Origin of the sequence: Streptomyces sp. NBC_01261, from assembly GCF_036226385.1 — a bacterium.
GTDB lineage: Bacteria > Actinomycetota > Actinomycetes > Streptomycetales > Streptomycetaceae > Streptomyces.
On the sequence record NZ_CP108463.1, the window covers coordinates 5,486,989 to 5,509,911 of the forward strand.

Consider the following 22,923-nt stretch of genomic DNA (forward strand, 5'->3'; position numbering starts at 1 on the left):
CCGGACCGACGGGAGTCTGTCCCTAACCCGGTCTCACCAGCCTCGCCTCGTACGCGAACACCGCCGCCTGTGTACGGTCCCGCAGCCCCAGCTTCACCAGGACCCGGCTGACATGGGTCTTGATCGTCGACTCGGCGACCACCAGCCGCTCGGCGATCTCCCCGTTCGACAGCCCCTGCGCGATGAGGACCAGCACCTCCGTCTCCCGCTCGGTCAGATCCCCGTACGCCCCGTGCTGCGCGGCCGACATCAGACGGGGTGTCTCGGACAGCTTCGAGAACTCCGTGATCAGCCGCTTGGTGACGGAGGGCGCGAGCAGCGCCTCGCCGGCCGCCACCACCCGTACCCCGTCGGCGAGTTGACGTGCCGAGGCGTCCTTGAGGAGGAACCCGGAGGCTCCCGCCCGCAGCGCCTGGTAGACGTACTCGTCGAGGTCGAACGTGGTGAGCACGAGCACCTTCGCCGCACCGTCCGCCGCGACGATCTCCCTGGTCGCCTCGATGCCGTTCATCTCCGGCATCCGGATGTCCATCAGCACGACGTCCGGGGCCAGTTCACGCACCCGCTCGACCGCGTCGCGCCCGTTCACCGCCTCGCCGACGACCTCGATGTCCGGCATCGCGCCCAACAGGACGGAGAAGCCCTCGCGCACCATCATCTGGTCGTCCGCGATCAGTACGCGGATCGTCATGCGTCCCCTTCCCCTTCCCTCGCACCCGGCACCGGTTCGCTCGCACTCGGTACCGGCAGGAACACGGTCACCTCGTAGCCGCCGTCGTCCGCCGGGGCCGCCGTCATCTCGCCGTTCAGCATGGACACCCGCTCCCGCATCCCCGTGATGCCGTGCCCCGCACCCGGTGAGGGCTTCACCAGGCTCGGCTCGGGCATCGGGCCGTTGACTATCCGCAGGCCCAGCCCGCCCAGCACGTAACCGATCTCGACCCGGGCACTCGCACCGGGCGCGTGCCGCAGGGTGTTGCTCAACGCCTCCTGCACTATCCGGTACGCCGACAGCTCGACGCCCTGCGGGAGTTCACGCACCGCCCCCGTCACGCCCTTGTCGACGCTCAGGCCGGCGTCGCGCACGTTGGCGAGCAACGCGTCCATGTCGGCGAGGGTGGGCTGCGGGGCGTCGGGTGCCTCGTAGTCCTCCGCGCGGACCACGCCCAGGACCCGGCGCAGCTCGGTCAGGGCCGCCACCGCGTTCTCCCGGATCGTGACGAACGCGCGCTCCAGCTCCGGCGGCGGGTTCTCCACGCGGTAGGGCGCGGCCTCCGCCTGGATGGCGACCACCGACATGTGGTGGGCGACCACGTCGTGCAGCTCGCGGGCGATCGTCGTGCGCTCCTCCAGCAGCGTGCGCCGGGACCGCTCGTGGGCCGTGACCGTCAGCTGCGCGGTCACCTCCTGCCGGGCCTCCCGGCGTATCTGCCAGACCGCGACGCCGAGCAGGACCAGCGCGGAGCTGAACAGCACCTCCGCCGTGTCGGAGCGGAAATCGCGGCCGTCGGAGATGTTGCCGGCGATGAAGCCGTAGACCGCCGTCAGTGCCCACATCCAGGCGGCGGTGCGCGGCCGGGTGCGTAGGGCCACGATCGTCAGCACGAACAGATGACAGGCAAAACTGCCGGCCAGCCACGGCCACGAGTCGTCCCACTCGTTCGCCAGTATTGTGGCGACCGGGGTGGCGACCATGGACAGCCAGAACGCGCCGACCGGCCGCACCATGGTCAGCAGCACCGGCAGCAGGGCGAGCAGCGCAAGGATCGTGTTGGTGCTCGCGCCGCGGATCGCGTTGTCCGAGGCGATGAACATCGCGAGCAGGCCGGCCGCGATGATCAGGGCGTGCGGGCTCCAGGTCGCGTACTCCCGCTGCCGCCCCTTGAGGCGCCGGGTGAGCGGGCCGTCGGCGGTGGAGCGGGGCAGCGGGTGGTAGGCGAAGGCGTCGTGGAGCAGGTCGTGCCGCAGCCCGCGCAGGGCGTCCGCGGCCAGCCTGAACTCCGGGCTGCGCGGCTTGGGGGCGGCGCCTGGCGGCAACTGCTGGGTCGTCTCGGTCACGTTCAAAACGGTAGGCGGCGGGGCGGGTAGCCGTCGTCACCTGTGAGAAGGGTCCTGGGCCGTCCGTCTCAAGTACTACGGGTATGCCTGACGGGCCGGCTTCAGCGGCTTGGGTGGCTGCCGTGGTCGCCGTCGACGCCGTGGCTTCAGCGGCCACCGCCCGGCCGGACCAGCCCCGACTCGTAGGCGAACACCGCCGCCTGTGTACGGTCCCGCAGCCCCAACTTCACCAGGATGCGGCCGACATGGGTCTTCACGGTCTGTTCGGCGACGACGAGGTGCTCGGCGATCTCCGCGTTCGACAGGCCCTGCGCGATGAGTGCGAGGACCTCCGTCTCGCGCTCGGTGAGGTCGCCGACGCGTGACTTCAGCGGGGTGCGCGGGGTGCCGTTCAGCCGGGAGAACTCGGCGATCAGCCGGCGGGTGACACCGGGCGCGAGCAGCGCGTCACCGGCCGCCACCACCCGTACCGCCTCGGCCAGTTGGTCGGCGGACGCGTCCTTCAGGAGGAAGCCGGAGGCACCGGCGCGCAGTGCCTCGTACACGTACTCGTCGAGGTCGAAGGTGGTGAGCACCAGCACCTTGATCTGCGGGGTCGCGACGGTGATGAGACGGGTCGCCTCGATGCCGCCGAGTTCGGGCATGCGGATGTCCATGAGGACGACGTCCGGGGTGAGTTCGGCGACCTTGGTCACCGCGTCCAGGCCGTCGACCGCCTGGCCGACCACCTCTATGCCGGGCTGGGCGTTGAGCAGCACGGTGAAGCCCTGCCGGACCATCTGCTGGTCGTCGGCGATCAGTACGCGGATGGTGCCGCTCGTCATGGGTTCTCGTCTCCTGTCGGGAAGATGATCTCGGGGACGGGGAGTTGGTCGGGGTCGACGGGTTCGTCGGGGAGTGCGACGCCGTCCCGGGGCAGGAACGCGACGATCGCGAAGCCGCCGTGGAGTGTTCTCGTCGCGGTCAGGTGTCCGCCGAGCATCGACGCGCGTTCCCGCATGCCGAGCAGGCCGTGACCGGCGCCCGGGGAGGGCTGGACGGCTTGCCGCGGGCGGGAGTTGGTGACCGTCAGCTGCAACCCCTCGGGAAGATGGGTGACCTCGACGGCGACCGTGGAACCGGGCGCGTGACGCAGCGCGTTGCTGAGCGCCTCCTGGATGATCCGGTACGCCGACAGTTCCACGCCGGGCGCCAGCGGGCGCGCCTCGCCCCTGATGTCGCTGTGTACGTCGAGGCCGGCGGCCCTGGTGTTCGCCATCAGGGCGTCGAGCCGGTCCAATGTCGGCTGCGGGGAGTGGGGGGCGGCTCCGGTGCCGGGGGCGGCGATGGCGTACGGGTCCTCCGGGTAGTCCGGGTTCTCCGCGCGGAGCACGCCCAGGACCCGGCGCAGTTCGGCGAGGGCTTGGAGGGCGTTCTGCCGGATGCCGTCGAGGTTCTCCCTGAGCTCGTCCGACGGGTTCTCGACCAGGTGGGGCGCCACTTGGGCCTGGATGGAGATCACCGACATGTGGTGCGCGACCACGTCGTGCAGTTCGCGGGCGATACGGCTGCGCTCCTCCAGGAGGGTGCGGTGGTGCCGCTCCTCCTCCGTGATCGTCACCTGCTCGACGAGCTGGGTACGGGCCTCGCTGCGACCGCGCAGGGCGGTGCCGACGAGGACGGCCACGGCGCAGACGGCCATCGCGACCGTGCCCGTCGAGGAGTAGCTCTGGGCGCCGAGCACCCCCTGGATGACGAACGTCGTCAGCCCGGTCGCGGCCAGCGCGGCGAGGGCTCTGCGGGCGGGTACGCGCAGCGCCAGCAGCAGGAGTACGACGGCCTGGACGGTGACTTCGGTGGTGGTCCAGGGCCAGTCGGGGCCGGGGTACGGGCCGTGGTGCAGGGCGGGACGGGGGTCCAGGGCGGAACGCGCGGCCAGTGCCGTGACGGCCGCGGTGGTCAGGGACAGCGTCCAGGCAGGGAACGGGCGACGCAGGGCGAGGACCAGGGCGACGCCCTGCCCGAAGCCCGCCAACAAGCCCAGGGGTACGCCCAGTTCGTACTCGCGCATCATCTCGTCCGTGCCGGACAGGGAGAGACCCAGAGCGGTGAGGGAGACGAGGGCGTACGTGACGTGACGCAGTCGGCGGTGTCCGGGGAACAGCGTGGGCACGGTGGGCGGGGTCTCGGCACCGTCGGCGACTGCGGTCATCCGGTCAACCCTAGGCACGGTGAGGGGACTTCGCTCGGAGGCGGGTACGGAAACCGGTGCCGACCGGGTTCGGGCGCACGTCCTGCTCGTACGTACGGAACGCCGTCCAGCAGGTCGTCAGGGCCAGGGCGAACACCGGGAGCCAGGCGACTCGGGCCGCGACCCAGGTCAGGTCGTCGGGGCGGGTGTGCAGGCCGGGAAGGTGGCCCGCGGGGAGGAGCGAGGCCGTGGTGGCCATCAGGGCGGTCTGGTGCCAGAGGAAGACCGTCATCGCGGAGAGGTTGACCAGGGCCACCGCCGACCAGGCGAGCGGACGGCGCATCGTGCGGCGTAGCCGGTCGCGGAGGAGCAGGGCGAGGCCGCACTGGGCCAGGCCGAAGGTGACGGCGGCCAGGGTCGGCGGGTCCAGGTTGGAGATCGTGGTGCCGGGGACGCCGACCATCGACGCCGGGTAGCCCGCCCGGAGGACGAGCACCGCGGTCGCCGCCGTACCGCCCGCCAGCAGGACCCAGCCCGCCCTCGCGCGGTCCAACTCGCCCCGGGTCCAGGCCGCGCCCAGGGTGTAGGGCACGAGCCAGCCGGCCGCCACATTCACCCAGCCGAGCCAGGACGGGCCGCCGAGTCCGAAACGGATCAGGTCCACATGCAGTACGACGGCCAGCGGCCACAGCGGGTTCAGCCGGGTCACCAGGGGCGTGGCCGCCGTCAGGCCCGCGAACACGAGCAGGAACCACATCGGCGACAGCGCCAGCTTGACCAGGGTGCGCACCGTCTCGAAGTCCGCGCCGGACACGAGCAACGCGATCGCCGTCACCGTCCACAGGGCGAGGAGCGCGGCAGCCGGCCTGAACAGCCGGGCCAGCCGGGCGGTCAGCCATTGCCCGTACGTGGTGCCCCGGGCCCGGGCGGAGGCGTAACCCCGGGTCGCCACATGGCCGCCCACCAGGAAGAACACCGCCAGCGTCTGGAACACCCAGGAGATGGGCGCCAGCCACGGCATGTGCTGCAACGGGCTCGCCGTGTGCAAGGTGCCGCCGTCCGCGACCAGGGCCGTCACCAGCCAGTGGCCCAGGACGACACCGAGGATCGCGAGGGCGCGCAGGGCGTCCACAGCGCGGTCCCGGTCGGGCGGGGTCGTGGTGTCGACGCGGGCGGCAGCGTGCCGTATGCCGTGCAGACCCCGCCGTATCCCGGTCCCGCCCGTCGTACTGCCCAGAGTCCGCTCACGCATGGGTCACCTCCGAGGTCTCGCCCAGGACGATCCGGGCGAGGTTGGCCAGGGAGGCCGTGCCCGGGGTGAAGTAGTCGCTGTGGCCGACGTCGCCGGCCGCGAAGACATGGGCGCCGAACGCCGGGGACACCGGGTCGGTGCCGAAACCGACGGTCGTGCCGAACAGGTCCGCGCTGACGTGCGGCACACCTCCGACCCAGTCGTCGGCACCGCGACCCGCCCAGATTCGGGCCGGGGTGCGCAGGTCGGCGGCGGAGTCGACTCCCGTACCGGGGCTGCCGATCAGGGCGATGTCGGACACGGCCAGGCCGGGGGCGGCTCGGCCGCAGACCACCGTGCCGTAGGAGTGGCACACCAGCGTGATGTGCGCCGCGCGGCCGGTGACGGCGTGCAGTTGCCGTATGAACTCCCGCAGGTGCGGGGCCGCTTGGTCCGCTCTGCCCGCCGTCAGGACCGTAGTGCTCACCGTGCGCGGGGTCCGGTAGCCGAGCCAGGACACCACCGCCGTACGGGAGTTGGGGGCTTCGCGGGTCAGTTGGCGGTGCAGGTCGAGCGCGGTCGCGCGGAAGCGGTCGTACGTGTCGAGCGTGGTGTCGGAGCCCGGGACCAGGACGGCCACGCGGTCGGCGTGCGCCAAGTCGCCGAAGACTTCGGTCGCTTGGCCCTCGCCCCGGCCGTCGAAGGCGAGGAAGGTCCGGTCCGGGCCGGCCATCGCGTGGTCCACCGCGGCACGACGGTCGTCGCCGTCGGCGGCGGCCATCCGGGACGCCTCACCGGCGTTGGCCCGGTTCGCCGCGTACGCCTCGTCCAGCGTGGCCGGTGCGAGCGGGGCGAGAGCGGCGGGCGCGGGCGCGGGGATCTCCGGCTGCGCCGCGGCCGAGAGGGGGATCACGACGGCCCCGGTGACGAACGCGGCGAGAAGGGCGCGACGCCATCCGCCAGCACGGCGACGCCTACCCGCCCGCGGCCCGGACACCTCGTCGACTTCCTTACTCAGCCCGGCAGTTGCCGCCTCGGCCGCCCCCGTATCGAGCCCTGTGTCGAGCCCCGCCCCCGCACCCATCCCGGTCTCCCCTCCCGGTCCGCCCAGTTGTCGGGCTGGATCATCCGGAAGGAAAACTACGGATCCGAGGTCGTCGTCCGCGTCACGCCAGAGAGCTCACCCGCGCCGTAGCTCTCAGGTACTACGGGTATGACCGGGACGGCCGACCGACAACCGGCAGCCACCCGCCCGGTCACCCACCACGCCCCCGGTCGCTCACCACGCCAGCTGGGCGATCTCCTCCGCCACCACCGCGCACGCGTCCGCCGCCGGGTCGATCAGCGGGAAGTGGCCGACGTCCTCCAGCAGCGTGAGGCCGACGACCTCGCCCGACTTCGCCGCCGCGTCCGCGTAGGACTCGGCGACCGCCTGGGGGACGTCGATGTCGGCGCGGCCCTGGACCAGGGTGGTCGCGATGCCGGTGGGGAGGAGGAGCGACGGGTCCGCGTACGGCAGGCGCTCGGCGAACTTGGCTTCTCCGCCCAGGAGTTGACCGGCCGCTCCGCCGCACACCGCGAGCTTCTCGGCGACCGTGAAGTCGGCGATCGGGGCGAGGGCGACGACGCCGCGCAGCGCGGCGGGGGCGTCGGTGCGCCAGGGGGCGTCCTTCGGGAGGACGTGCCGGGCCGCGGCCCAGAGGGCGAGGTGGCCGCCCGCGGAGTGCCCGGTGATCACCGTGCGGCGCGGATCGGACTGCGGCAGTGCCTCCCGTACGAGCGCGGGGAGCGCGTCCAGCGCCGCCGCGACGTCGTCGAAGGTGTCCGGCCAGCGTCCCGCGACCGGACTCGTCCCGCCCTGCGCGGGCAGGGCCGCGCCCCGCCGGTACTCGACGTTGGCCACCGCGAACCCCCGTCGCGCCAGGAAGTCCGCGAACGGGGTGATGTGGCGGCGGTCGTACGGGGCGCGCCACGCGCCCCCGTGCAGTACTACGACCAGGGGTGGAGCCTCGCCCGGCATACGTTCGCCGCGCGGGGCGTAGAAGTCGATCACCTGGTCGGGGTGCTCGCCGTACGCGGCGGTGCTGTCGGGGTCGACGGCGGGATGCGAGAAGGCCGACTCCTCTTCTGCGGCGGCACGTGCGGCTGCGGCGTCCGGCATGCTCCAACCTCTCAGCGACGATGGGGGTACCTCCCAGGCTTTCGGCACTGGGGGAGGATTTGGACGGTTCGGATGTGGCGGACCTGGGGAAGGTTGCGGCCGTTGGCGGGACGCTATCAGGCCGGTGACGTGCGCGGACACGCGGATGTCACGCTCGGTGAGGGTTAAACGGTTCTGCTGTTTCGTTACGCTGACGCCGTGCCCGTCACGGCACCTCGTCAGCACCCCCAGGAGCCCATCATGTCTGCCGAACCCGACCCCGAACCCGACCCCGAGCCCGGCACCCTGCGCCCCGGTGGCCGCACGGCACGTGTGCGTACGGCGGTGCTGCGGGCCGCGGGTGACGTGCTGGCCGAGCAGGGCGTCGACCGGCTCGACCTCTCGGACGTCGCCCGGCGGGCGGAGGTCGGCAAGACCACGGTGTACCGGCGCTGGGGTTCGGTGACCGCGCTGGTCGCGGACCTCCTCGTCGACATGGCCGAACAGTCGCTGCCGCGCGAGGAGACGGGTTCCCTGCTCGGCGACCTGCGCGCCAACGCCCTGCTCGTGCAGGGCACCCTCGCCGATCCCCGACAGGGTGCCCTGTTCCGCGCCGTCATCGCCGCCGCGACCTGCGACGCCCGTACGGCAGAGGCCCTGCGCCACTTCTACGAGGTACGGGTCGCCGAGTGGACGCCCTGTGTCGAACAGGCCGTGGCGCGTGGGGAGTTGCCCACCGGTACCGATCCCTCTCAGGTCGTACGGGCCGTATCGGCGCCCCTCTACTACGAGTTGCTGACCACCGGGACCGCCCCGGACACCCCCGCCGCGGAGCGCGCCGCGCGCGCCGCGCAGGCCGCCGCCGTGGCAGGGGTGTACGTCATCGGCCTCTCCGGCGATCTAACCGCTCGCATTCCCTACGGCGGTTAGATCGAGGTACAGCTTCTAGCGGACCACGTCTCCCAGCGTCCGGGCCGCCCGCTCCACGTCCCCGAACCCGACGTACAACGGCGTGAATCCGAACCGCAGCACGTCCGGATGCCGGAAGTCGCCGACCACGCCCCGCTCGATCAGCCGTTTCATCACGTCCCCGGCGTCCGCACACCGCAGCGCGACCTGGCTGCCGCGCTCCGCGTGGGCCACCGGAGTCACCGACTCCACCCGCCCGTCGGGCACGTACGACGCCACGCACTCCAGGAAGAAGTCCGTCAGGGCAAGGGACTTGGCCCGCACCGCCTCGATCGAGACACCGTCGCCGTCGCCGTCCCACACCTCAAGGGCCGCTTCGAGGGCGAGCATGGACAGGATGTCCGGCGTACCCACACGACCGCGCAGGGCTCCGGCGGCCGGTTCGTACGCGGAGCGCATACCGAAGGGCTCGGCGTGCGAGTTCCAGCCGGGGAGCGGCGAGTCGAAGCGGTCCTGCAACTCCCGGCGCACATAGAGGTACGCGGGTGAACCCGGGCCGCCGTTCAGGTACTTGTAGGTGCAGCCGACCGCCAGGTCGACCCCGTGCTCGTCCAGCCCGACCGGCAGGGCGCCCGCGCTGTGGCACAGGTCCCAGACGACCACCGCACCCGCCGCGTGCACCGCGGCCGTGAGCGCGGGCAGGTCGTGCAGCCGCCCGGTGCGGTAGTCGACGTGGTTGAGGAGCACCGCCGCCGTACGGTCGCCGAGCGCGCCCGGCACCTCGGCCGGGGCCACCGGCCGCAGCGTGCACCCGGTCATCCGGGCCGCCGACTCGGCGATGTACCCGTCCGTGGGAAAGGTCGTGGCGTCGACGACGATCTCGTCCCGCCCCGAGCCGGCCGTCATCCGCACCGCCGCCACAAGTGCCTTGAAGACATTGACACTTGTGGAGTCGCCGACCACGATCTGCCCGGCCGCCGCCCCGACCAGCGGAGCGATCCGGTCGCCGATCCGCTCGGGCGCGGTCCACCAGCCGCTCTCGTCCCAGGAGCGGATACGCAGCTCGCCCCACTGACGCCGGACGACGTCCTCGACCCGCCCGGGAACACCGACCGGCAGCGCGCCGAGCGAGTTCCCGTCGAGGTAGACAACGTCATCGAGGACGAACTGCGCGCGCACACCGGCCAGTTCGTCACCGGCGTCCAACTTCTCGGCCTTCAGAGCGAGTTCAGACATGGGATCGCGCCGTCCACAGCTCGGGGAACACGTTCTTCTGCGCGCGCTTCTCCAGCCAGGCCACGCCCGCGGAGCCGCCGGTCCCGGTCTTCGCGCCCATCGCGCGCCGGGTGGCGACGAGATGGTCGTTGCGCCATCGCCAGACGAGTTCGGCGACATCGGTCAACGCCTCGCCGAGCCGGGCGAGTTCGTCGTCGGCGGCACCGGAGTAGAGGGCGGTCCACACCTGCTCGACCGCGTCCGACGGCTCGTACCGCAGCGTCACGTCACGCGTCAGTACGGCCTCGGGGACCGCGTGCCCGCGCCGGTCGAGAAGCCCCAACACCTCGTCGTAGAGGCTCGGTTCGTGCAGGGCCTTCTCCAGCTCGGCGTGCACGCGCGGCGCTCCGCGGTGCGGGACGAGCATGGACGCGGACTTCTCGCCGAGGAGGAACTCCATGCGGCGGTACATCGCGGACTGGAAGCCGGAGCCCTCGCCGAGGGCGGCGCGGTAGGAGTTGAACTGGGCCGGGGTGAGCTGGCCGAGGGGCCGCCAGGAGGCGTTGAGCGCGTCGAGTTCCCGTACGGAACGCTTCAGCGCGTCGATCGCGACCGGCACCCGGTCCTCGCGCAGGGCCCGCGCGGCGGTCTCCCACTCGTGGACGATGACGGTGAACCACAGCTCCATGACCTGGGTGGTGACCAGGAAGACCATCTCGCCGGGGTCGTCGGAGCGGGTGTGCTGGAGGTGGGTGAGGACGTCGGCCTGGACGTAGTCCTCGTAGGGGGTCGTCCCCTGAAAGTCGAGATGCGGGGCCTCGGGCTCCTGAGGTTCCTGAGCCGGTTGGGACATCGCTGTCTCCTGATGCGTACTCCGGGTAGCGGTCCGCCCCTGCCGTTGTCGACACGGTGGCCCCGGTCCCCAACGGGCATCCTCCCCAATCGTCCCCCGAGTCCGCAAGGTCCGCCTGGTCACACCAGGCGGACCTGCATCAACGTCCCCGGACTAGCCGAGCGTCTGGGCCGCCGTGGGCGAGGAGTCCTTCAGGAACTGGCTGCACCGCGCGTACTCCTCCTGCTCCCCGATCGCCTGCGCCGCACGGGCGAGGGCGTGCAGGGCGCGCAGGAACCCACGGTTCGGCTCGTGCTCCCAGGGGACGGGGCCGTGCCCCTTCCAGCCGCTCCGGCGCAGCGAGTCCAGCCCGCGGTGGTAGCCCGTACGGGCATAGGCGTACGACTCCACGACACTGCCGCGCTCGAACGCGTCGTCGGCCAGCAGCGCCCAGGCCAGCGAGGAGGTCGGGTACTTCGCGGCGACATCGGCGGGCGTCGCACCGCTCGCGAGGAGGTCGCGCGGCCCGGGGTCTTCGGGGAGGTGGGTCGGGGGCGGTCCCCCGAGGAGGTTCTCGTGAATCGTCATGGGTTCCAGTCTCCCCCAGGGGCGGGGATTGCCTGGCATCCCGTCCGCACGTCGACTCGCTTCGACAAGAGGTGGCTCCTGGATCGTCGTGAGTGACGACGGCAAGAGGGCAAGAGGTTCGGTGTCCATGCCGCCTCCGCGCTGTCGAGTGCGATCGCCCGCCGCGTCGGCAGCACGCCGTGGTCCGGATCATGCACGTTCACCGCGATGCCGTGGCCGAGGAGTTCGTCGCGGGTCAACGCCCTTACGGCGCGCAGGTTTTGGGGTGAGGCGTTGATGTGGGCGGCGAAACCCTGGGGGCGGGGGCGGAGGTAGTAGCCGGGGGTGGGGTGCGGGATGAGCGTAGGGATCGACGCGGGCTGCACGGGAGTGCCTCCTTGCGGTCATCGGGAACTGCTTCACCCTCACCGGCTTTCCAGCGCCCATGCCTTCCGTAGTCCTCTTGGAGAACCTCGGCGGCGCGACGTACGTTGAGGGCGACGATGCGACCCCCTTCGCCAAAGCCTTTGAACGCATCCGTGCAACGGCCCTTCCGGTGGAGGACTCGCTCGCGAGAATCGCCGAGCTGGAAGAGGGCCACCGGAAGTGAGTCACCTCAAGGCTGAGCTGTACGCGTACGACCTCACCGAGGCGATATGGCGGAAGGCCTCTGCCGGCGGCGCGGAGCACGACTGCGTCGAGATAGCCCAACTCCCGGCCGGAGGAAGAGCCGTTCGCGACTCCAAGGACCCCGGCCGAGCCGCCCTGCGCTTCACCGCCTCGGAGTGGACCGCCTCCCGGAAGGGTGTCGTCACCGGCCGGCTGTGACGCGCAAGCCATGTTCAACATGCCCTGCCGGCATGCCAGTCGGCGAGCTTGGCCGCGCGTGTGGTCGCGGTGAACTGTCCTGCGGCGGCCCCCGCCTAGGTGAGAGCGTCGCCTCCCGTTGGCGGCAGCTGCGTGTCGAGTCGGTCGGCGGGGACTCGCTCGATGCGGGTCCAGCCGCTCCAGCCGCGCTCCTTCAGAATCGCCAGCACCAGTTCGGCGCCCGGAGCGGACTCAAGCATGGTCGAGTCCATCAGGGCGACGAACTGATCGTCGAAGCCGTCGTCACCCACCTCGCCGGCCTCCACGGCGCGAATCATCAGGCGCTCCAGGATGTCGGCGATCTCGACGGTTCGTGGATCGTCGGCCGACCAGTCGAGCTCCCCGGTGAGGAAGCCGTAGAACTTCACCATGTCGGGGTCGTCCAGCTCCTCGTGCTTCTTGGCGATCACGGAGTCGATCAGGTCCGGCACCTGCGCGGCGATCATGATCCAGGCATCCCGCTCCAGCTCGATGTACCGCTCCCCGACGCCGAGACCGCGCAGCCGGTCGAGGTAGCCCACGACGCTCTGCGGCAGCGCCAGGTGCTCCCCTGCAGCGAGCCGGGCGAGCCGTCTGCGGGTGTCCCGCAGACGCCCGATCTCGGCGCGCAGATCCTTGTCGATCTCCTGGACACCCCCGGCGAACTCCTCCGGGCCGGCGTCGAGGAGTTCCTGCACCCTGGCCAGCGGTACGCCGGCATCGGCCAGGGTGCGGATCCGGATCAGTCGCACGACCGCGGCGGCATCGTAGGTCCGGTACCCGGACCGGTCGCGCTCGGGCTCCGGCAGCAGCCCGACATGGTGGTAGTGGCGTACCGCCCGTACCGTCACCCCGGCGTACGCCGCCAGCTGGCTGATGGTGAGCATGGGTCTCAGCCTGCCTCAGGCGATCTTCCGGCGATAGGCGGCCATCGCGAAGACGTACGCCACGACGAGGATGCCCCCACACCACGCGAGCGCGATCCAGATGTCGTCGCCGACCGGCTGCCCTGTGAACAGAGCACGGATCGTGTCGACGATCGACGTCACCGGCTGGTGCTCGGCGAACCAGCGCACCGGGCCGGGCATCGTCTTCGTGGGCACGAACGCCGAGCTGACGAACGGCAGGAAGATGAGCGGGTAGGCGAACGCGCCCGCTCCCTCGACCGACGACGCGGAGAGCCCGGGGATCACGGCGAGCCAGGTGAGCGCCAGGGTGAACAGGAACAGGATGCCGGTGATCGCGAGCCATGACGACACTCCCGCCCCCGTCCGGAAGCCCATGAGCACGGCGACGCCCACGACGAGCACGAGCGCGATCAGGTTGGCGACCAGAGAAGTGACGACGTGGGCCCACAGCACACCCGACCGTGCGATCGGCATGGACTGGAACCGCTCGAAGATCCCGCTCTTCACATCGGTGAACAGCCGGTACGCGGTGTAGGAGACGCCCGACGCGATGGTCATGAGCAGGATGCCGGGCAGCATGTACTTCACGTACGAGACCGACCCGGTGTCAATGGCGCCGCCGAACACGTAGACGAACATCAGCATCATGGCGACCGGCGTGATGGCGGTCGTGATGATGGTGTCCAAGCTGCGGGTGACATGGCGCAGGGTCCGCCCGGTGAGCGCGGCGGTGTCGCTGAAGAAGTACGCGGTCATCGTTGTCCTCCCGTGGTCGCGCCGCCGGCATCGCTCGTGTCGTCGCCGCCGATGACCGCGAGGAAGATCTCCTCCAGAGTCGGCTGCTTCTCGACGTACTCGACCTTGGCCGGCGGAAAGAGCCGCTTGAGCTCGGCGAGGGTGCCGTTCACGATGATCCGCCCCCGGCGGAGGATCGCGATCCGGTCGGCCAGTTGCTCGGCCTCCTCCAGGTACTGCGTGGTGAGCAGCACCGTCGTTCCCTGGCCTGCCAACTCCTTGACCGCGTCCCATACTTCGATGCGCGCCTCGGGGTCGAGTCCGGCCGTCGGCTCATCCAGGAAGATCACCGGCGAGTTCCCGACGAGGCTCATCGCGATGTCCAGCCGGCGGCGCATCCCACCCGAATACGTGGACACCCTCCGCGCGCCCGCCTCGCTCAGCGAGAAACGCCTCAGCAGGTCGTCCGCTATCGCGCCGGGGTCCTTGAGGTGGCGCAGTCTGGCGACGAGGGCGAGGTTCTCCCGACCGCTGAGGATCTCGTCGACGGCCGCGAACTGCCCGGTGAGACTGATGGATTCCCGCACGTCCGCCGGTTGGGCGGCGACGTCGAAGCCATGGACGGTCGCCGTCCCCGCGTCGGCCTGCAGGAGCGTGGCGAGGATCCTCACCGTCGTGGTCTTGCCCGCCCCGTTGGAGCCGAGCAGGGCGAAGATGCTGCCCGGCGCCACGTCGAAGTCCACACCGCGCAGCACTTCGAGCTTCCCGTACGACTTCTCCAGACCCCGCACACGCATCGCCGGACCGGCGATTGTCTGGGCCGTCATGGTCATCCGCCTCCTTCGCGGAGCTGTTCCAGGCGAGTGCGAGGAAGCTCCTGCCGGAAGGATGGAGGGTTGACCCTGCGTCAAGGTCAAGCCCGCTTTCCCGACGGGCGATGGTCGGCGTACCTGTACAGCGCCGACTCCCGCAAGGTCGCCCAGGCGCGCAGGTGGGGAGCGCCGAAGGGGATGAGGCCTGGAGCCGCTCACACCTACCCGGCGTCCAGACGCCCCTTCCCCGCCCGCGGCTCCAGCGGCGGAGCCGTCACCCAGCCGTGCGTGAGGCACTCCGGGCGGCGGCAGTCCGGGGCCGGGCGGCGGACGGTCGCGTAGGCCAGGACCGACCCCACCACCAGCACCCCCGCGCACCACAGCATCGCCCGGTCGAAGGCATGGTCGAAGGCGGAGGCCGAGCGGTACGCGTCCGGGCCCATGCCCGCCAGCAGGGGCAGGGCGGCTACCGCGATGAGGCCGGCCGCGCGGGCCGCCGCGTTGTTGATGCCGCTGGCCAGGCCCGCGCGGGCGGTGTCGACGGAGGCGAGGACCGTGGCCGTGAGCGGTGCGACGAGGGTGACCATCCCGGTGCCCATCACCAGGAGGGCCGGTACCACGTCGACGAGGTAGGAGGCGTCCGGGCCGACCCGCAGCATCAGCAGCATCGCCGTCGCGCAGAGCAGCGGGCCGACCGTGAGCGGGATGCGGGGGCCGATGCGCTGGGCCAGTTCGCCCGAGCGGGCCGAGAACAGGAGCATCAGGGCGGTCGTCGGGAGCAGTGCCGTGCCGGCCTGGAGCGCCGAGTAGCCCGCCACTACCTGGAGTTGGAGCGCGGTGAGGAAGAAGAAGCCGCCGAAGGCCGCGTAGACGCAGAGGGTGACGAGGTTGACCGCCGTGAACTGGCGCGAGGCGAAGATACCCGGCGGCATCATCGGGTCGGCGCTGCGCTTCTCGACGTGAACGAAGGCGATGCCTGCCGCCACACCGGCCAGGGCGGTCAGTACGACCACCAGCGAGCCGTTGCGCGCCTCGATCAGGGCGTACGTCACGAGCGCGAGCGACACGGCGCCCAGTGCCGCGCCGAGGACGTCGAAGCGGCCGTGCTTGCGGCCGTCCGCGGACTCGGGAACGTGGCGGACGGCGATGGGGGCGCAGATCAGGGCCATGGGGACATTGATCAGGAACACCCAGCGCCAGCCGGGGCCGTCCACCAGCCAGCCGCCCAGGAACGGGCCGATCGCCGCGCCGATGCCGCCGAAGCCGGACCACAGGCCGACCGCCTTGGCCCGGTCCCCGGGGTGGAAGGAGGCCTGGATCAGGGCGAGGGAGCCGGGAGTCAGGAGCGCGCCGCCGATCCCCTGGAGCGCTCGGGCGGCGACCAGGACACCCACGTTCGGGGCGAGTCCGCACAGCAGCGACGCCACCGCGAACCACACCACACCCAGGACGAAGATCTTGCGGCGGCCGTAGCGGTCGCCGAGCGAACCGCCGAGGAGGATCAGGCCCGCCAGCGTCAGCATGTACGCGTTGACCGTCCACTGAAGGGCGGCCAGGTCGGCGTCGAGATCGCGGCCGATGCGGGGCAGGGCGACGTTGACGACGGTGGAGTCCACCATGGCCATGCTGGAGCCGAGCACCGTGGTCAGCAGGATCCACTTGCCCTGGGGCGAGGCGAGCCGGACGTCGGAGGACATGACCCAGGTATACAACGAGCCCGGTGCCGTGGCACCGGGCTCGCAGCACACCGTATTGGTTACTTGATCTTCGTGCCCGTGGAGCGCAGGTTCGCGCACGCCTCGGTGACGCGGGCCGCCATCGACGCCTCGGCGAGCTTGCCCCAGGTGCGCGGGTCGTAGGTCTTCTTCGAGCCGACCTCGCCGTCGACCTTCAGGACACCGTCGTAGTTGCGGAACATGTGGTCCGCGATCGGGCGCGTGAACGCGTACTGGGTGTCGGTGTCGAGGTTCATCTTCACGACGCCGTTCTCCAGCGCGGTGGCGATCTCCTCCGCGCTGGAGCCGGAGCCGCCGTGGAAGACGAAGTTGAACGGCTTGCTGCCGGCCGGCTGACCGTACTTCGCGGCCACGCCCTCGTTCAGCTCCTTGAGCAGGTCGGGGCGGAGCACGACGTTGCCCGGCTTGTACACGCCGTGCACGTTGCCGAAGGACGCGGCCAGCAGGTAACGGCCCTTCTCGCCGAGGCCGAGCGCCTCGACCGTACGGATCGCGTCCTCGACCGTGGTGTAGAGGGAGTCGTTGATCTCGTGCGAGACACCGTCCTCCTCGCCGCCGGTCGGGGTGATCTCCACCTCAAGGATGATCTTCGCGGCGGCGGCGCGGGCCAGCAGCTCCTGCGCGATGGCGAGGTTGTCGGCGAGGGTCTCCGCCGAGCCGTCCCACATGTGCGACTGGAACAGCGGGTTGCCGCCGGCCTTCACGCGCTCCTCGGAGACGGCGATCAGCGGACGGACGTAGCCGTCGAGCTTGTCCTTGGGGCAGTGGTCGGTGTGCAGCGCGACCGTGACCGGGTACTTCTCGGCGACGATGTGCGCGAACTCGGCCAGGGCCACGGAACCCGTGACCATCTCCTTGGCGTACTGGCCGCCCAGGAACTCGGCGCCACCCGTGGAGATCTGGACGATGCCGTCGCTCTCGGCCTCCGCGAAGCCGCGCAGCGCAGCGTGCAGGGTCTGGGTCGAGGTCACATTGATGGCCGGGTAGGCGAACTTGCCTGCCTTCGCCCGGTCGAGCATCTCGTTGTAGACCTCGGGGGTTGCGATGGGCATCTGTCCGCTCCTTGGTATGTGCGGGTTGGCGATCTTCGCGATCTGCGTGCTACGGCCCTGACCTAGACCTTGGGTGCGACGTCATCGTCGCGCCCATCTTTCCAGACGGGGCCGGATGCTAAGAGTGGGCGGTCAGTCCAGGCCCAGTTCGTCCTTGGAGTAGGCGAAGAGATACGGCACTCCCGCACCCGCCTCGATCTTCTCGGCGGCGCCGGTCGCCCGGTCCACGATCGTCGCGACGCCGACGACCTCGGCACCGGCCGCGCGCACGGCCTCGACCGCGGTGAGCGGGGAGTCGCCGGTGGTGGAGGTGTCCTCGACGACCAGGACCCGGCGGCCCTTGATCTCGGGGCCCTCCACCTGGCGCTGCATACCGTGCGCCTTCGCGGCCTTGCGCACGACGAAGGCGTCCAGCCTCCGCCCACGCGCGGCGGCGGCGTGCAGCATCGACGTGGCGACCGGGTCGGCGCCCATGGTCAGCCCGCCGACCGCGTCGAAGTCCAGGTCCGCGGTCAGGTCCAGCAGCACCTGCCCGACGAGCGGGGCGGCCTCGCCGTCGAGGGTGACGCGGCGGAGGTCGATGTAGTAGTCCGCCTCCAGCCCCGACGACAGGGTCACCTTGCCGTGCACCACGGCCTTGTCCTTGATCTGCTGCAGCACCACGCCGCGTACGTCCGTCATGCCGCCCAGCTTAGAGGCGGGTCCACGCCCAGGTCATCGTGGCTTCCAGCGGCTCGATCGGGGTGACCAGCCGGGGCAGGGTGTTCAGGCCGTTCGGCGGGCCGGTCTGCGGTTCCACGCACACGGCGGCCTCCTGCTCGTCGTAGACGACGACCCACTCCTCCGGGCTCGTCACCTTCAGCTCCAGCTGGCCCGGCCAGGTCAGCGTGACGTCGACGCCGCCCGGCATACCGAAACAGTCGTCCCAGGGGCCCGGCCCACGGTCGACGCGCTTGCCGGTGGGCAGGTGGTCGTCGCCGCGCTCCTCCTGCCAGGCGGGGCTGAAGTCGACGGTCACGTCCTCGCCGCCGAGGTTGCGGTGGAACCACGGGTGCCAGCCGATCTGCGCCGGGAACGAGTCGTCGTACGCCTCCACCGCCATCGTGAGCGTCAGGGCGTCCCCGGTCAGCGCGACGACCTGGGTGACGCGGCCCGGGTGGGGCCAGGGCTCGACCAGGTCGTACGTGATGACCGCCTCGTCGGCCGACCTGCGGGCGGTGCGCCAGGCGCCGTCGCGGACGGTGCCGTGGATGGCGTGCGGCGGGGAGTTGAGCGGCATCTGGCGGACGGTGCCGCCGTCGAGGAAGCGGCCGTCGCGGATCCGGCCGCACCAGGGGACCATCGGGAAGCACCCGAACCGCTCGCCCTGGCGCAGGAGTTCGGTGCCGCCGACGCGGAGCCCTCCGATACGGCCGCCGTTGCCCGGCTGCACCGTCACTTCCGCGTCGCCCGCGGTCAGCGTGATCTCTTCGTTACTCACGGCACGACCCTACTGGTCGGATCAGCGGTCCGATCAAGAGGGCGTTCGGCGAAGCGTCAACGGCGTTTGCGCAACACCCTGTTGACCACGATCGCCGAGGCCACGATCACCGCAGCGGCCGGGGCCGCCCAGCGGAGGGTGGCGTTCGCCGACACGGTCTGCGGGGCGGGGACGGGGGCGTAACGGCCGCGCGGGGGTGCGTGGTCGACCTCCTCCGCGCTGCGGCCGATCATCGTGCGGCGCGCGTGCGCGGCCTCGGCGGGGGGTACGGGGGTGTCGGCGAAGGTCTCGGAGACGTGCGGTTCGGGTTCGTCCAGGCCGCCGATGCCGGCCACGGGTTCGTCGATGTCATCGACGTCGTCGCTGTCGATTTCATCGGGCTCGTCGGCCGACGAGCCCGTGGGCGGAGCCGGGATCTCGGTCGCGAGTGTCTCGAACATCGCGGTGGGATCGGTGAGTTCGGCCGCCCCCGGTTCCTCCAGCTCCCCATCCGCTTCCGCTTCCGCCCCCAGGTTCTCCGCGAACCGGTCCAGCAGCCTGGTCGTCGCCGTCCGCACCGCGTCCGGCGCCAGTTCGGTGATCCGGCCGTCCGCCGTCGCCGTACCGTCGAGGACGAGGGTGCAGCCGCCGTCGGATTCACGGACGCGCAACGTGAGCGCGAGTTTCACGGAACCGGTGCCGCGGGCCTCGGTGGCGTCGCCCTCCACGGCGTACGTACCGTCGTCCTGCGCACAGACGCGCACGGAACCCCGGTAGGTGATGGAGTGGCTGCCGACGCGGACCTTCAGGCGTCCGGCGACGGGTTCGGTACCGGCGTCCTGCTGGAAGCCGGGGACGGCGCGGGCGACCCGGGCGGGGTCCGCGAGTGCGCCCCGCAGTCGCTCGGCGGGAACCGGAACGTGCACCTCATGCTCCATGCTTGCCGAGCCTACCTAGGTTGACCGGGGGTACACCTGCCGTTGCCCGGAAGTCCCGGCGTGTTGATGCGGGCGCCGGATGATGCCGGCCCGCGCCGAAGAGCAGGCGTCCCGCCCGCGCACAGGACCTCCCGCACACAGGACCTCAGTACCGCGGATGCACCAACGTGGAAGCCGCCAGCCCCGGCACCCGGGTCCGCTCCGCCGACCGTTCCTCGCTCGCCAGCCCCGGCTCCGCGGGCACCGCCCCCCGCGCCGCCAGCACGAACCCCCAGTCGCGCGGCGCCCGGGACGTGCCCGTCGTACGGTCCGGGCCCGCCGCGAACCCCGAGGCACGGCCCCCCACCCGGTACGGGACGGGGTGGAGCCCGGCCGCGCGAACCGTCGAGACCACCGTCCAGAAGACATGGCGCCGGGAGGAGACGGGACCGGCGTGCACGACCAGCCGCCCCCGCTCCGTGAGGGCGCGGCGCGCGAGGCCGTAGAACTCCTGGGAGTACAGCTTCGTGCTGGCGGTGATGCCGGGGTCCGGGAGGTCCGCGATCACCACGTCGTACGACCCCGGGCGCACCGCGCGCAGCCGGTCGAAGGGGTCGCCCGTGGTGACGTGGACGCGCGGGTCGTCGTAGACGTGGCCGTTGAGGGCGGACAGGCCGGGGTCGTGGCGGGCCAACCGGACGACGCCCGCGTCGAGTTCGACGATGTCGACGCGGCGCACGCCCCGGTGGCGCAGCACTTCCCGCGCCGCGAGGCCGTCCCCGCCGCCGAGGACGAGCACGCGCGCGTGGGGGCCGTTCATCGCGGGGGCGACGAGCGCCTCGTGGTAGCGGTTCTCGTCGCGTCCGCTGACCCTGAGGCGGCCGTCGAGGAAGAGGTCCAGGGGGCGGCCGTGGTCGCCGCCGGTGAGGACGACCTCCTGGATGTCGGTCTGGAGCGCGACCCGGACGTCCTTGCCGTAGACCGCGTGCCGTGCGGCCCGTTCGAAGTCGTCGACGAGTACGGCGGCGGAGGCGAGCAGGCCGAGGACGGTGAGGTTGGTGATGACCAGGAGCCAGCGCCCCCGGCGGGAGAGGTCGCGGCGGAACAGGCCCAGGACCAGGGAGCCGCCGGCGACCACGTTGACCGTGCCGGTGAGCAGCGTGCCGGTCAGCTGGCCCAGGAAGGGCAGGAGGAGGAAGGGGAACGCCAGACCGCCCACCAGCGCGCCCACGTAGTCCGCCGCGAACAGGTCCGCCACCGCGCCGCCCGCGTCCTGGCGGCGGATCCGCTGGATCAGCTCCATCAGCAGCGGGACCTCCGCGCCGATCAGCAGCCCGATGGCGAGCGAGAAGGCGACCAGGAGACAGCGCGGGCCCTGGGCCCACAGGCCGCCCCAGTTCCCGGTCCAGGCGAAGACCGCGTACAACGCCATCGCGCTGCACCCGCCGATCAGCGCGAGGGCCGCCTCGACCGCGCCGAACCCGGCCGCCGCGTGCCAGCGCAGCCGTTTCGCGCCGAGCGAGCCGATGCCCATCGCGAACACCATCACGGAGAGGACGACGGACGCCTGGGTGACCGAGTCGCCGATCAAGTACGAGGCGAGGGCGACGAGTTCGAGTTCGTACACGAGTCCGCAGGCCGCGCAGACGAAGACACCCGCGAGCACCAGGAACCGGCCCGTGCCCGGGCGTACGGGCAGCCGCGCGGGGCCTGCCCACGGTGGCTGGGTACCCGGCCGGGCCGGCGCGTGCGGTTCGATCACGCTGCGACGTTACGTCACATGATGGGCACGCTTCGTCACCCACACGTGTGGAATGTGTTTACAGCGACCGGAGTTGGTGTCGACACACCGAGCCGGGACGGTGTCGGCCGCACAGGCTCGTCCGGCACCGTCCCGACCCGCACAGGCCCATCCGGCCGCCTACGGGCTCATACGGGCCATACGGCCCATGCGGGCTATACGGGCGACGGCACCGCGTGCCCCGCCGGCACCCGCACCCCCACCCGGGTCCGCGTCGCCACCAGCTGCCCGTCCTGCGGATACGCGTGCCAGGTGCGCCAGTGCACCTGCCCCTCGTGCCGCTGGGCGAGCATCGCGGTGAAGGCGTACGGGCTGCCGGGGAAGACCCCGGCCAGGCCGTTGGGGTGGTCGGCGACGAGGGCCAGGAGTTCCTGGGCGCGGCCCGCGAACTGCCCCGGGGACAGCACCTCGACCCGGGCCGCGAACTCGTACTCCCAGTCGCCGACCCGCTTGGCCACCCCGAGCGGCAGCGGTGTGCTGGAGCCCGGGATGCACGCGACCGTCTCCGAACAATTGCCCCGCTCCTCGTCCAGGAGTACCTGGTGGGACGCGCCGAGCAGTCTCAACTGGAGCTTCGCACCGGCCAGTTCGAGATCGAGCGTGGCCAGGGCGGGAAGCGGCTCGCGCCCCAGGGTCCAGGCGAGGTCGGCCGCGCGCGTATCGGTGTAGGAGGTCTTCAGGGTCGTGAGCATGGATCGGCTCCGCTGGCACGCAAAGAAAGGGGAGGTGTGGGGTCCGGCACACCCCGGCCGACACCGGGACATCGGCCCGGTCGGCCCAGTCAGGAGAAGGTGTCCGCAGGCGCCCGAGGGGCTGCGTTGGGGCTGCGTTGGTGTGTTAGAGGGAATCATGAGCGGTGGCGCCACCACAGCGTTTTTACCCAACTTCGTGGGGTTTCCATCCCTCAGGGGGCTGCACAGCTCAACTGTTCAACCAAGGCGTACGCCCAGGCGTGTCAGGCGCGCGCCGGAGCGCCCGCCGGGAGCGGTCTCCCGACGGGCGCCCCGACCCCCCGTGCCATCCCCGTCGGCGCTGCCCAGCTGCCCCGTGTCAGCTGTCAGCGCGTCCGGCTCACCGGGTCACCGCGTCCAGGCCGGCCGTTCACCGTGTCCGGCTCAGTTGCCGCCGCCGCAGCCGCCCCCACCCCCGCAGGACGACCCCCCGCCGCACGACGAGCCGCCCCCGCAGGACGAGTGCCCGCCGCCACCGCAGGAGTGGTGGCCCCCGTGGTGCCCTCCGGAGTGGCCGCCCGAGGACGACGAACCCCCGTCCCCCGCCCACCAGCTGCTGCTCGTACCGGCGGCGCTGCCGCCGTGGAACCCGGCCCGACGGCCCGATCCCTTGCTGAGCTTGTCCTTGCGCCCGGCGCGGACCACCGCGCCTACGAACGCCACTGCGACGACCGCCAGGATGATGCCGAAGAACATGACGTCACCCTCCTTCCAGTTCCCCCGAAGCGGCCCCCCGTGGGCGCCTCGTGTGGTGCGTGACACAGGGATGCCCGGCCGTCTCACCTGCCAAAGCAGAGTTGAGGA

General features: G+C 71.5%; 24 protein-coding genes. 3 read left to right on the forward strand and 21 right to left on the reverse strand.

The annotated features are described in order from the left end of the window. Nucleotides 1-22 precede the first annotated feature (22 nt). From OG226_RS24090 to OG226_RS24120, 7 genes are all read right to left on the reverse strand, one after another. Nucleotides 23-691: a response regulator transcription factor gene (locus OG226_RS24090; protein ID WP_328680899.1), complete on the reverse strand. Its 669-nt coding sequence runs from the start codon at nucleotides 689-691 to the stop codon at nucleotides 23-25. After that, the gene (locus OG226_RS24095; RefSeq protein WP_329349994.1) at nucleotides 688-2,058 is read right to left on the reverse strand and encodes a sensor histidine kinase; all 1,371 of its coding nucleotides are present in this window, start codon (nucleotides 2,056-2,058) and stop codon (nucleotides 688-690) included. Before OG226_RS24095 ends, OG226_RS24090 begins: the two co-directional genes overlap by 4 nt. A 146-nt stretch (nucleotides 2,059-2,204) precedes the next feature. After that, entirely contained in the window at nucleotides 2,205-2,882 is a 678-nt protein-coding gene (locus OG226_RS24100) for a response regulator transcription factor (RefSeq protein ID WP_328680904.1), read from the reverse strand. After that, nucleotides 2,879-4,249 carry a sensor histidine kinase gene (locus tag OG226_RS24105; RefSeq protein ID WP_329349995.1) on the reverse strand — a complete coding sequence of 457 codons (1,371 nt, stop codon included), beginning with the start codon at nucleotides 4,247-4,249 and terminating at the stop codon, nucleotides 2,879-2,881. The genes OG226_RS24100 and OG226_RS24105 overlap by 4 nt, the downstream gene beginning before the upstream one ends. Nucleotides 4,250-4,259: 10 nt before the next feature. Next, complete coding sequence (locus OG226_RS24110) at nucleotides 4,260-5,480, reverse strand: acyltransferase family protein (RefSeq protein WP_329349996.1); 1,221 nt, start codon at nucleotides 5,478-5,480, stop codon at nucleotides 4,260-4,262. Next, nucleotides 5,473-6,570 (reverse strand): alpha/beta hydrolase, encoded by a 1,098-nt coding sequence (locus OG226_RS24115; RefSeq protein ID WP_443067005.1) that lies wholly within the window; start codon nucleotides 6,568-6,570, stop codon nucleotides 5,473-5,475. Before OG226_RS24115 ends, OG226_RS24110 begins: the two co-directional genes overlap by 8 nt. A gap of 168 nt (nucleotides 6,571-6,738) precedes the next feature. Further along, complete coding sequence (locus OG226_RS24120; protein WP_328680911.1) at nucleotides 6,739-7,620, reverse strand: alpha/beta hydrolase; 882 nt, start codon at nucleotides 7,618-7,620, stop codon at nucleotides 6,739-6,741. Between the two features lie 240 nt (nucleotides 7,621-7,860). Here OG226_RS24120 and OG226_RS24125 point away from each other — a divergent pair, with 240 nt between their 5' ends. Then, nucleotides 7,861-8,529 carry a TetR/AcrR family transcriptional regulator gene (locus tag OG226_RS24125; RefSeq protein WP_329349998.1) on the forward strand — a complete coding sequence of 223 codons (669 nt, stop codon included), beginning with the start codon at nucleotides 7,861-7,863 and terminating at the stop codon, nucleotides 8,527-8,529. A gap of 15 nt (nucleotides 8,530-8,544) precedes the next feature. Here the strand turns inward: OG226_RS24125 and kynU are convergent, their stop codons facing one another. The 3 genes from kynU to OG226_RS24140 all read right to left on the reverse strand — a co-directional run bounded on the left by kynU (nucleotide 8,545) and on the right by OG226_RS24140 (nucleotide 11,143). Beyond that, a complete protein-coding gene (gene kynU, locus OG226_RS24130) occupies nucleotides 8,545-9,744 on the reverse strand; it encodes a kynureninase (protein ID WP_329349999.1) in 1,200 nt (399 codons plus the stop codon). Next, nucleotides 9,737-10,576, reverse strand: coding sequence for a tryptophan 2,3-dioxygenase family protein (locus OG226_RS24135; RefSeq protein WP_328680917.1), 840 nt, complete (start codon nucleotides 10,574-10,576; stop codon nucleotides 9,737-9,739). The genes kynU and OG226_RS24135 overlap by 8 nt, the downstream gene beginning before the upstream one ends. 153 nt (nucleotides 10,577-10,729) lie before the next feature. Next, nucleotides 10,730-11,143, reverse strand: a complete 414-nt coding sequence (locus tag OG226_RS24140) for a DUF3151 domain-containing protein (protein ID WP_327402497.1) — start codon at nucleotides 11,141-11,143, stop codon at nucleotides 10,730-10,732. A 385-nt stretch (nucleotides 11,144-11,528) separates the two neighbouring features. Between OG226_RS24140 and OG226_RS24145 the strand changes: the two genes are divergently transcribed. Next, nucleotides 11,529-11,732 (forward strand): Scr1 family TA system antitoxin-like transcriptional regulator, encoded by a 204-nt coding sequence (locus OG226_RS24145; protein WP_328686407.1) that lies wholly within the window; start codon nucleotides 11,529-11,531, stop codon nucleotides 11,730-11,732. Then, entirely contained in the window at nucleotides 11,729-11,950 is a 222-nt protein-coding gene (locus OG226_RS24150; RefSeq protein ID WP_329350000.1) for a DUF397 domain-containing protein, read from the forward strand. The genes OG226_RS24145 and OG226_RS24150 overlap by 4 nt, the downstream gene beginning before the upstream one ends. Before the next feature lie 95 nt (nucleotides 11,951-12,045). Here the strand turns inward: OG226_RS24150 and OG226_RS24155 are convergent, their stop codons facing one another. From OG226_RS24155 to OG226_RS24205, 11 genes are all read right to left on the reverse strand, one after another. Next, the gene (locus tag OG226_RS24155) at nucleotides 12,046-12,855 is read right to left on the reverse strand and encodes a MerR family transcriptional regulator (protein ID WP_329350001.1); all 810 of its coding nucleotides are present in this window, start codon (nucleotides 12,853-12,855) and stop codon (nucleotides 12,046-12,048) included. A 15-nt stretch (nucleotides 12,856-12,870) separates the two neighbouring features. Continuing rightward, nucleotides 12,871-13,632 (reverse strand): ABC transporter permease, encoded by a 762-nt coding sequence (locus OG226_RS24160; protein WP_329350002.1) that lies wholly within the window; start codon nucleotides 13,630-13,632, stop codon nucleotides 12,871-12,873. After that, nucleotides 13,629-14,438 (reverse strand): ABC transporter ATP-binding protein, encoded by an 810-nt coding sequence (locus OG226_RS24165; protein WP_329350003.1) that lies wholly within the window; start codon nucleotides 14,436-14,438, stop codon nucleotides 13,629-13,631. Before OG226_RS24165 ends, OG226_RS24160 begins: the two co-directional genes overlap by 4 nt. 206 nt (nucleotides 14,439-14,644) lie before the next feature. After that, entirely contained in the window at nucleotides 14,645-16,120 is a 1,476-nt protein-coding gene (locus tag OG226_RS24170; protein WP_328680935.1) for an MFS transporter, read from the reverse strand. A 59-nt stretch (nucleotides 16,121-16,179) separates the two neighbouring features. After that, nucleotides 16,180-17,211 (reverse strand): class II fructose-bisphosphate aldolase, encoded by a 1,032-nt coding sequence (gene fbaA, locus OG226_RS24175; RefSeq protein ID WP_328680938.1) that lies wholly within the window; start codon nucleotides 17,209-17,211, stop codon nucleotides 16,180-16,182. Nucleotides 17,212-17,343: 132 nt separating this feature from the next. Continuing rightward, nucleotides 17,344-17,892: an orotate phosphoribosyltransferase gene (pyrE, locus tag OG226_RS24180; protein WP_328680939.1), complete on the reverse strand. Its 549-nt coding sequence runs from the start codon at nucleotides 17,890-17,892 to the stop codon at nucleotides 17,344-17,346. Between the two features lie 10 nt (nucleotides 17,893-17,902). Then, on the reverse strand, nucleotides 17,903-18,691 hold the full coding sequence (locus OG226_RS24185) for an aldose epimerase family protein (RefSeq protein ID WP_328680942.1): 789 nt from the start codon (nucleotides 18,689-18,691) through the stop codon (nucleotides 17,903-17,905). A gap of 56 nt (nucleotides 18,692-18,747) precedes the next feature. Further along, nucleotides 18,748-19,608, reverse strand: coding sequence for an SRPBCC family protein (locus OG226_RS24190; RefSeq protein ID WP_329350004.1), 861 nt, complete (start codon nucleotides 19,606-19,608; stop codon nucleotides 18,748-18,750). 145 nt (nucleotides 19,609-19,753) lie between these two features. Next, a complete protein-coding gene (locus OG226_RS24195) occupies nucleotides 19,754-21,349 on the reverse strand; it encodes a polyamine aminopropyltransferase (protein WP_328680946.1) in 1,596 nt (531 codons plus the stop codon). A 194-nt stretch (nucleotides 21,350-21,543) separates the two neighbouring features. Then, nucleotides 21,544-22,080: a DUF2617 family protein gene (locus OG226_RS24200; RefSeq protein WP_328680948.1), complete on the reverse strand. Its 537-nt coding sequence runs from the start codon at nucleotides 22,078-22,080 to the stop codon at nucleotides 21,544-21,546. A 423-nt stretch (nucleotides 22,081-22,503) separates the two neighbouring features. Continuing rightward, nucleotides 22,504-22,815 (reverse strand): hypothetical protein, encoded by a 312-nt coding sequence (locus tag OG226_RS24205; protein ID WP_328680950.1) that lies wholly within the window; start codon nucleotides 22,813-22,815, stop codon nucleotides 22,504-22,506. Between the last annotated feature and the right edge of the window lie 108 nt (nucleotides 22,816-22,923).

Bases quoted from the DNA above. Each gene is read 5' to 3' on its own strand.
- OG226_RS24105 (WP_329349995.1), bottom strand. From the start codon at position 4,249: ATGACCGCAGTCGCCGACGGTGCCGAGACCCCGCCCACCGTGCCCACG.
- OG226_RS24135 (WP_328680917.1), bottom strand. From the start codon at position 10,576: ATGTCCCAACCGGCTCAGGAACCTCAGGAGCCCGAGGCCCCGCATCTC.
- fbaA (WP_328680938.1), bottom strand. From the start codon at position 17,211: ATGCCCATCGCAACCCCCGAGGTCTACAACGAGATGCTCGACCGGGCG.
- pyrE (WP_328680939.1), bottom strand. From the start codon at position 17,892: ATGACGGACGTACGCGGCGTGGTGCTGCAGCAGATCAAGGACAAGGCC.
- OG226_RS24190 (WP_329350004.1), bottom strand. From the start codon at position 19,608: ATGGAGCATGAGGTGCACGTTCCGGTTCCCGCCGAGCGACTGCGGGGC.
- OG226_RS24170 (WP_328680935.1), bottom strand. From the start codon at position 16,120: ATGTCCTCCGACGTCCGGCTCGCCTCGCCCCAGGGCAAGTGGATCCTG.
- OG226_RS24120 (WP_328680911.1), bottom strand. From the start codon at position 7,620: ATGCCGGACGCCGCAGCCGCACGTGCCGCCGCAGAAGAGGAGTCGGCC.
- OG226_RS24100 (WP_328680904.1), bottom strand. From the start codon at position 2,882: ATGACGAGCGGCACCATCCGCGTACTGATCGCCGACGACCAGCAGATG.
- OG226_RS24155 (WP_329350001.1), bottom strand. From the start codon at position 12,855: ATGCTCACCATCAGCCAGCTGGCGGCGTACGCCGGGGTGACGGTACGG.
- OG226_RS24200 (WP_328680948.1), bottom strand. From the start codon at position 22,080: ATGCTCACGACCCTGAAGACCTCCTACACCGATACGCGCGCGGCCGAC.
- OG226_RS24125 (WP_329349998.1), top strand. From the start codon at position 7,861: ATGTCTGCCGAACCCGACCCCGAACCCGACCCCGAGCCCGGCACCCTG.
- OG226_RS24205 (WP_328680950.1), bottom strand. From the start codon at position 22,815: ATGTTCTTCGGCATCATCCTGGCGGTCGTCGCAGTGGCGTTCGTAGGC.
- OG226_RS24165 (WP_329350003.1), bottom strand. From the start codon at position 14,438: ATGACGGCCCAGACAATCGCCGGTCCGGCGATGCGTGTGCGGGGTCTG.
- OG226_RS24090 (WP_328680899.1), bottom strand. From the start codon at position 691: ATGACGATCCGCGTACTGATCGCGGACGACCAGATGATGGTGCGCGAG.
- kynU (WP_329349999.1), bottom strand. From the start codon at position 9,744: ATGTCTGAACTCGCTCTGAAGGCCGAGAAGTTGGACGCCGGTGACGAA.
- OG226_RS24160 (WP_329350002.1), bottom strand. From the start codon at position 13,632: ATGACCGCGTACTTCTTCAGCGACACCGCCGCGCTCACCGGGCGGACC.
- OG226_RS24140 (WP_327402497.1), bottom strand. From the start codon at position 11,143: ATGACGATTCACGAGAACCTCCTCGGGGGACCGCCCCCGACCCACCTC.
- OG226_RS24110 (WP_329349996.1), bottom strand. From the start codon at position 5,480: ATGCGTGAGCGGACTCTGGGCAGTACGACGGGCGGGACCGGGATACGG.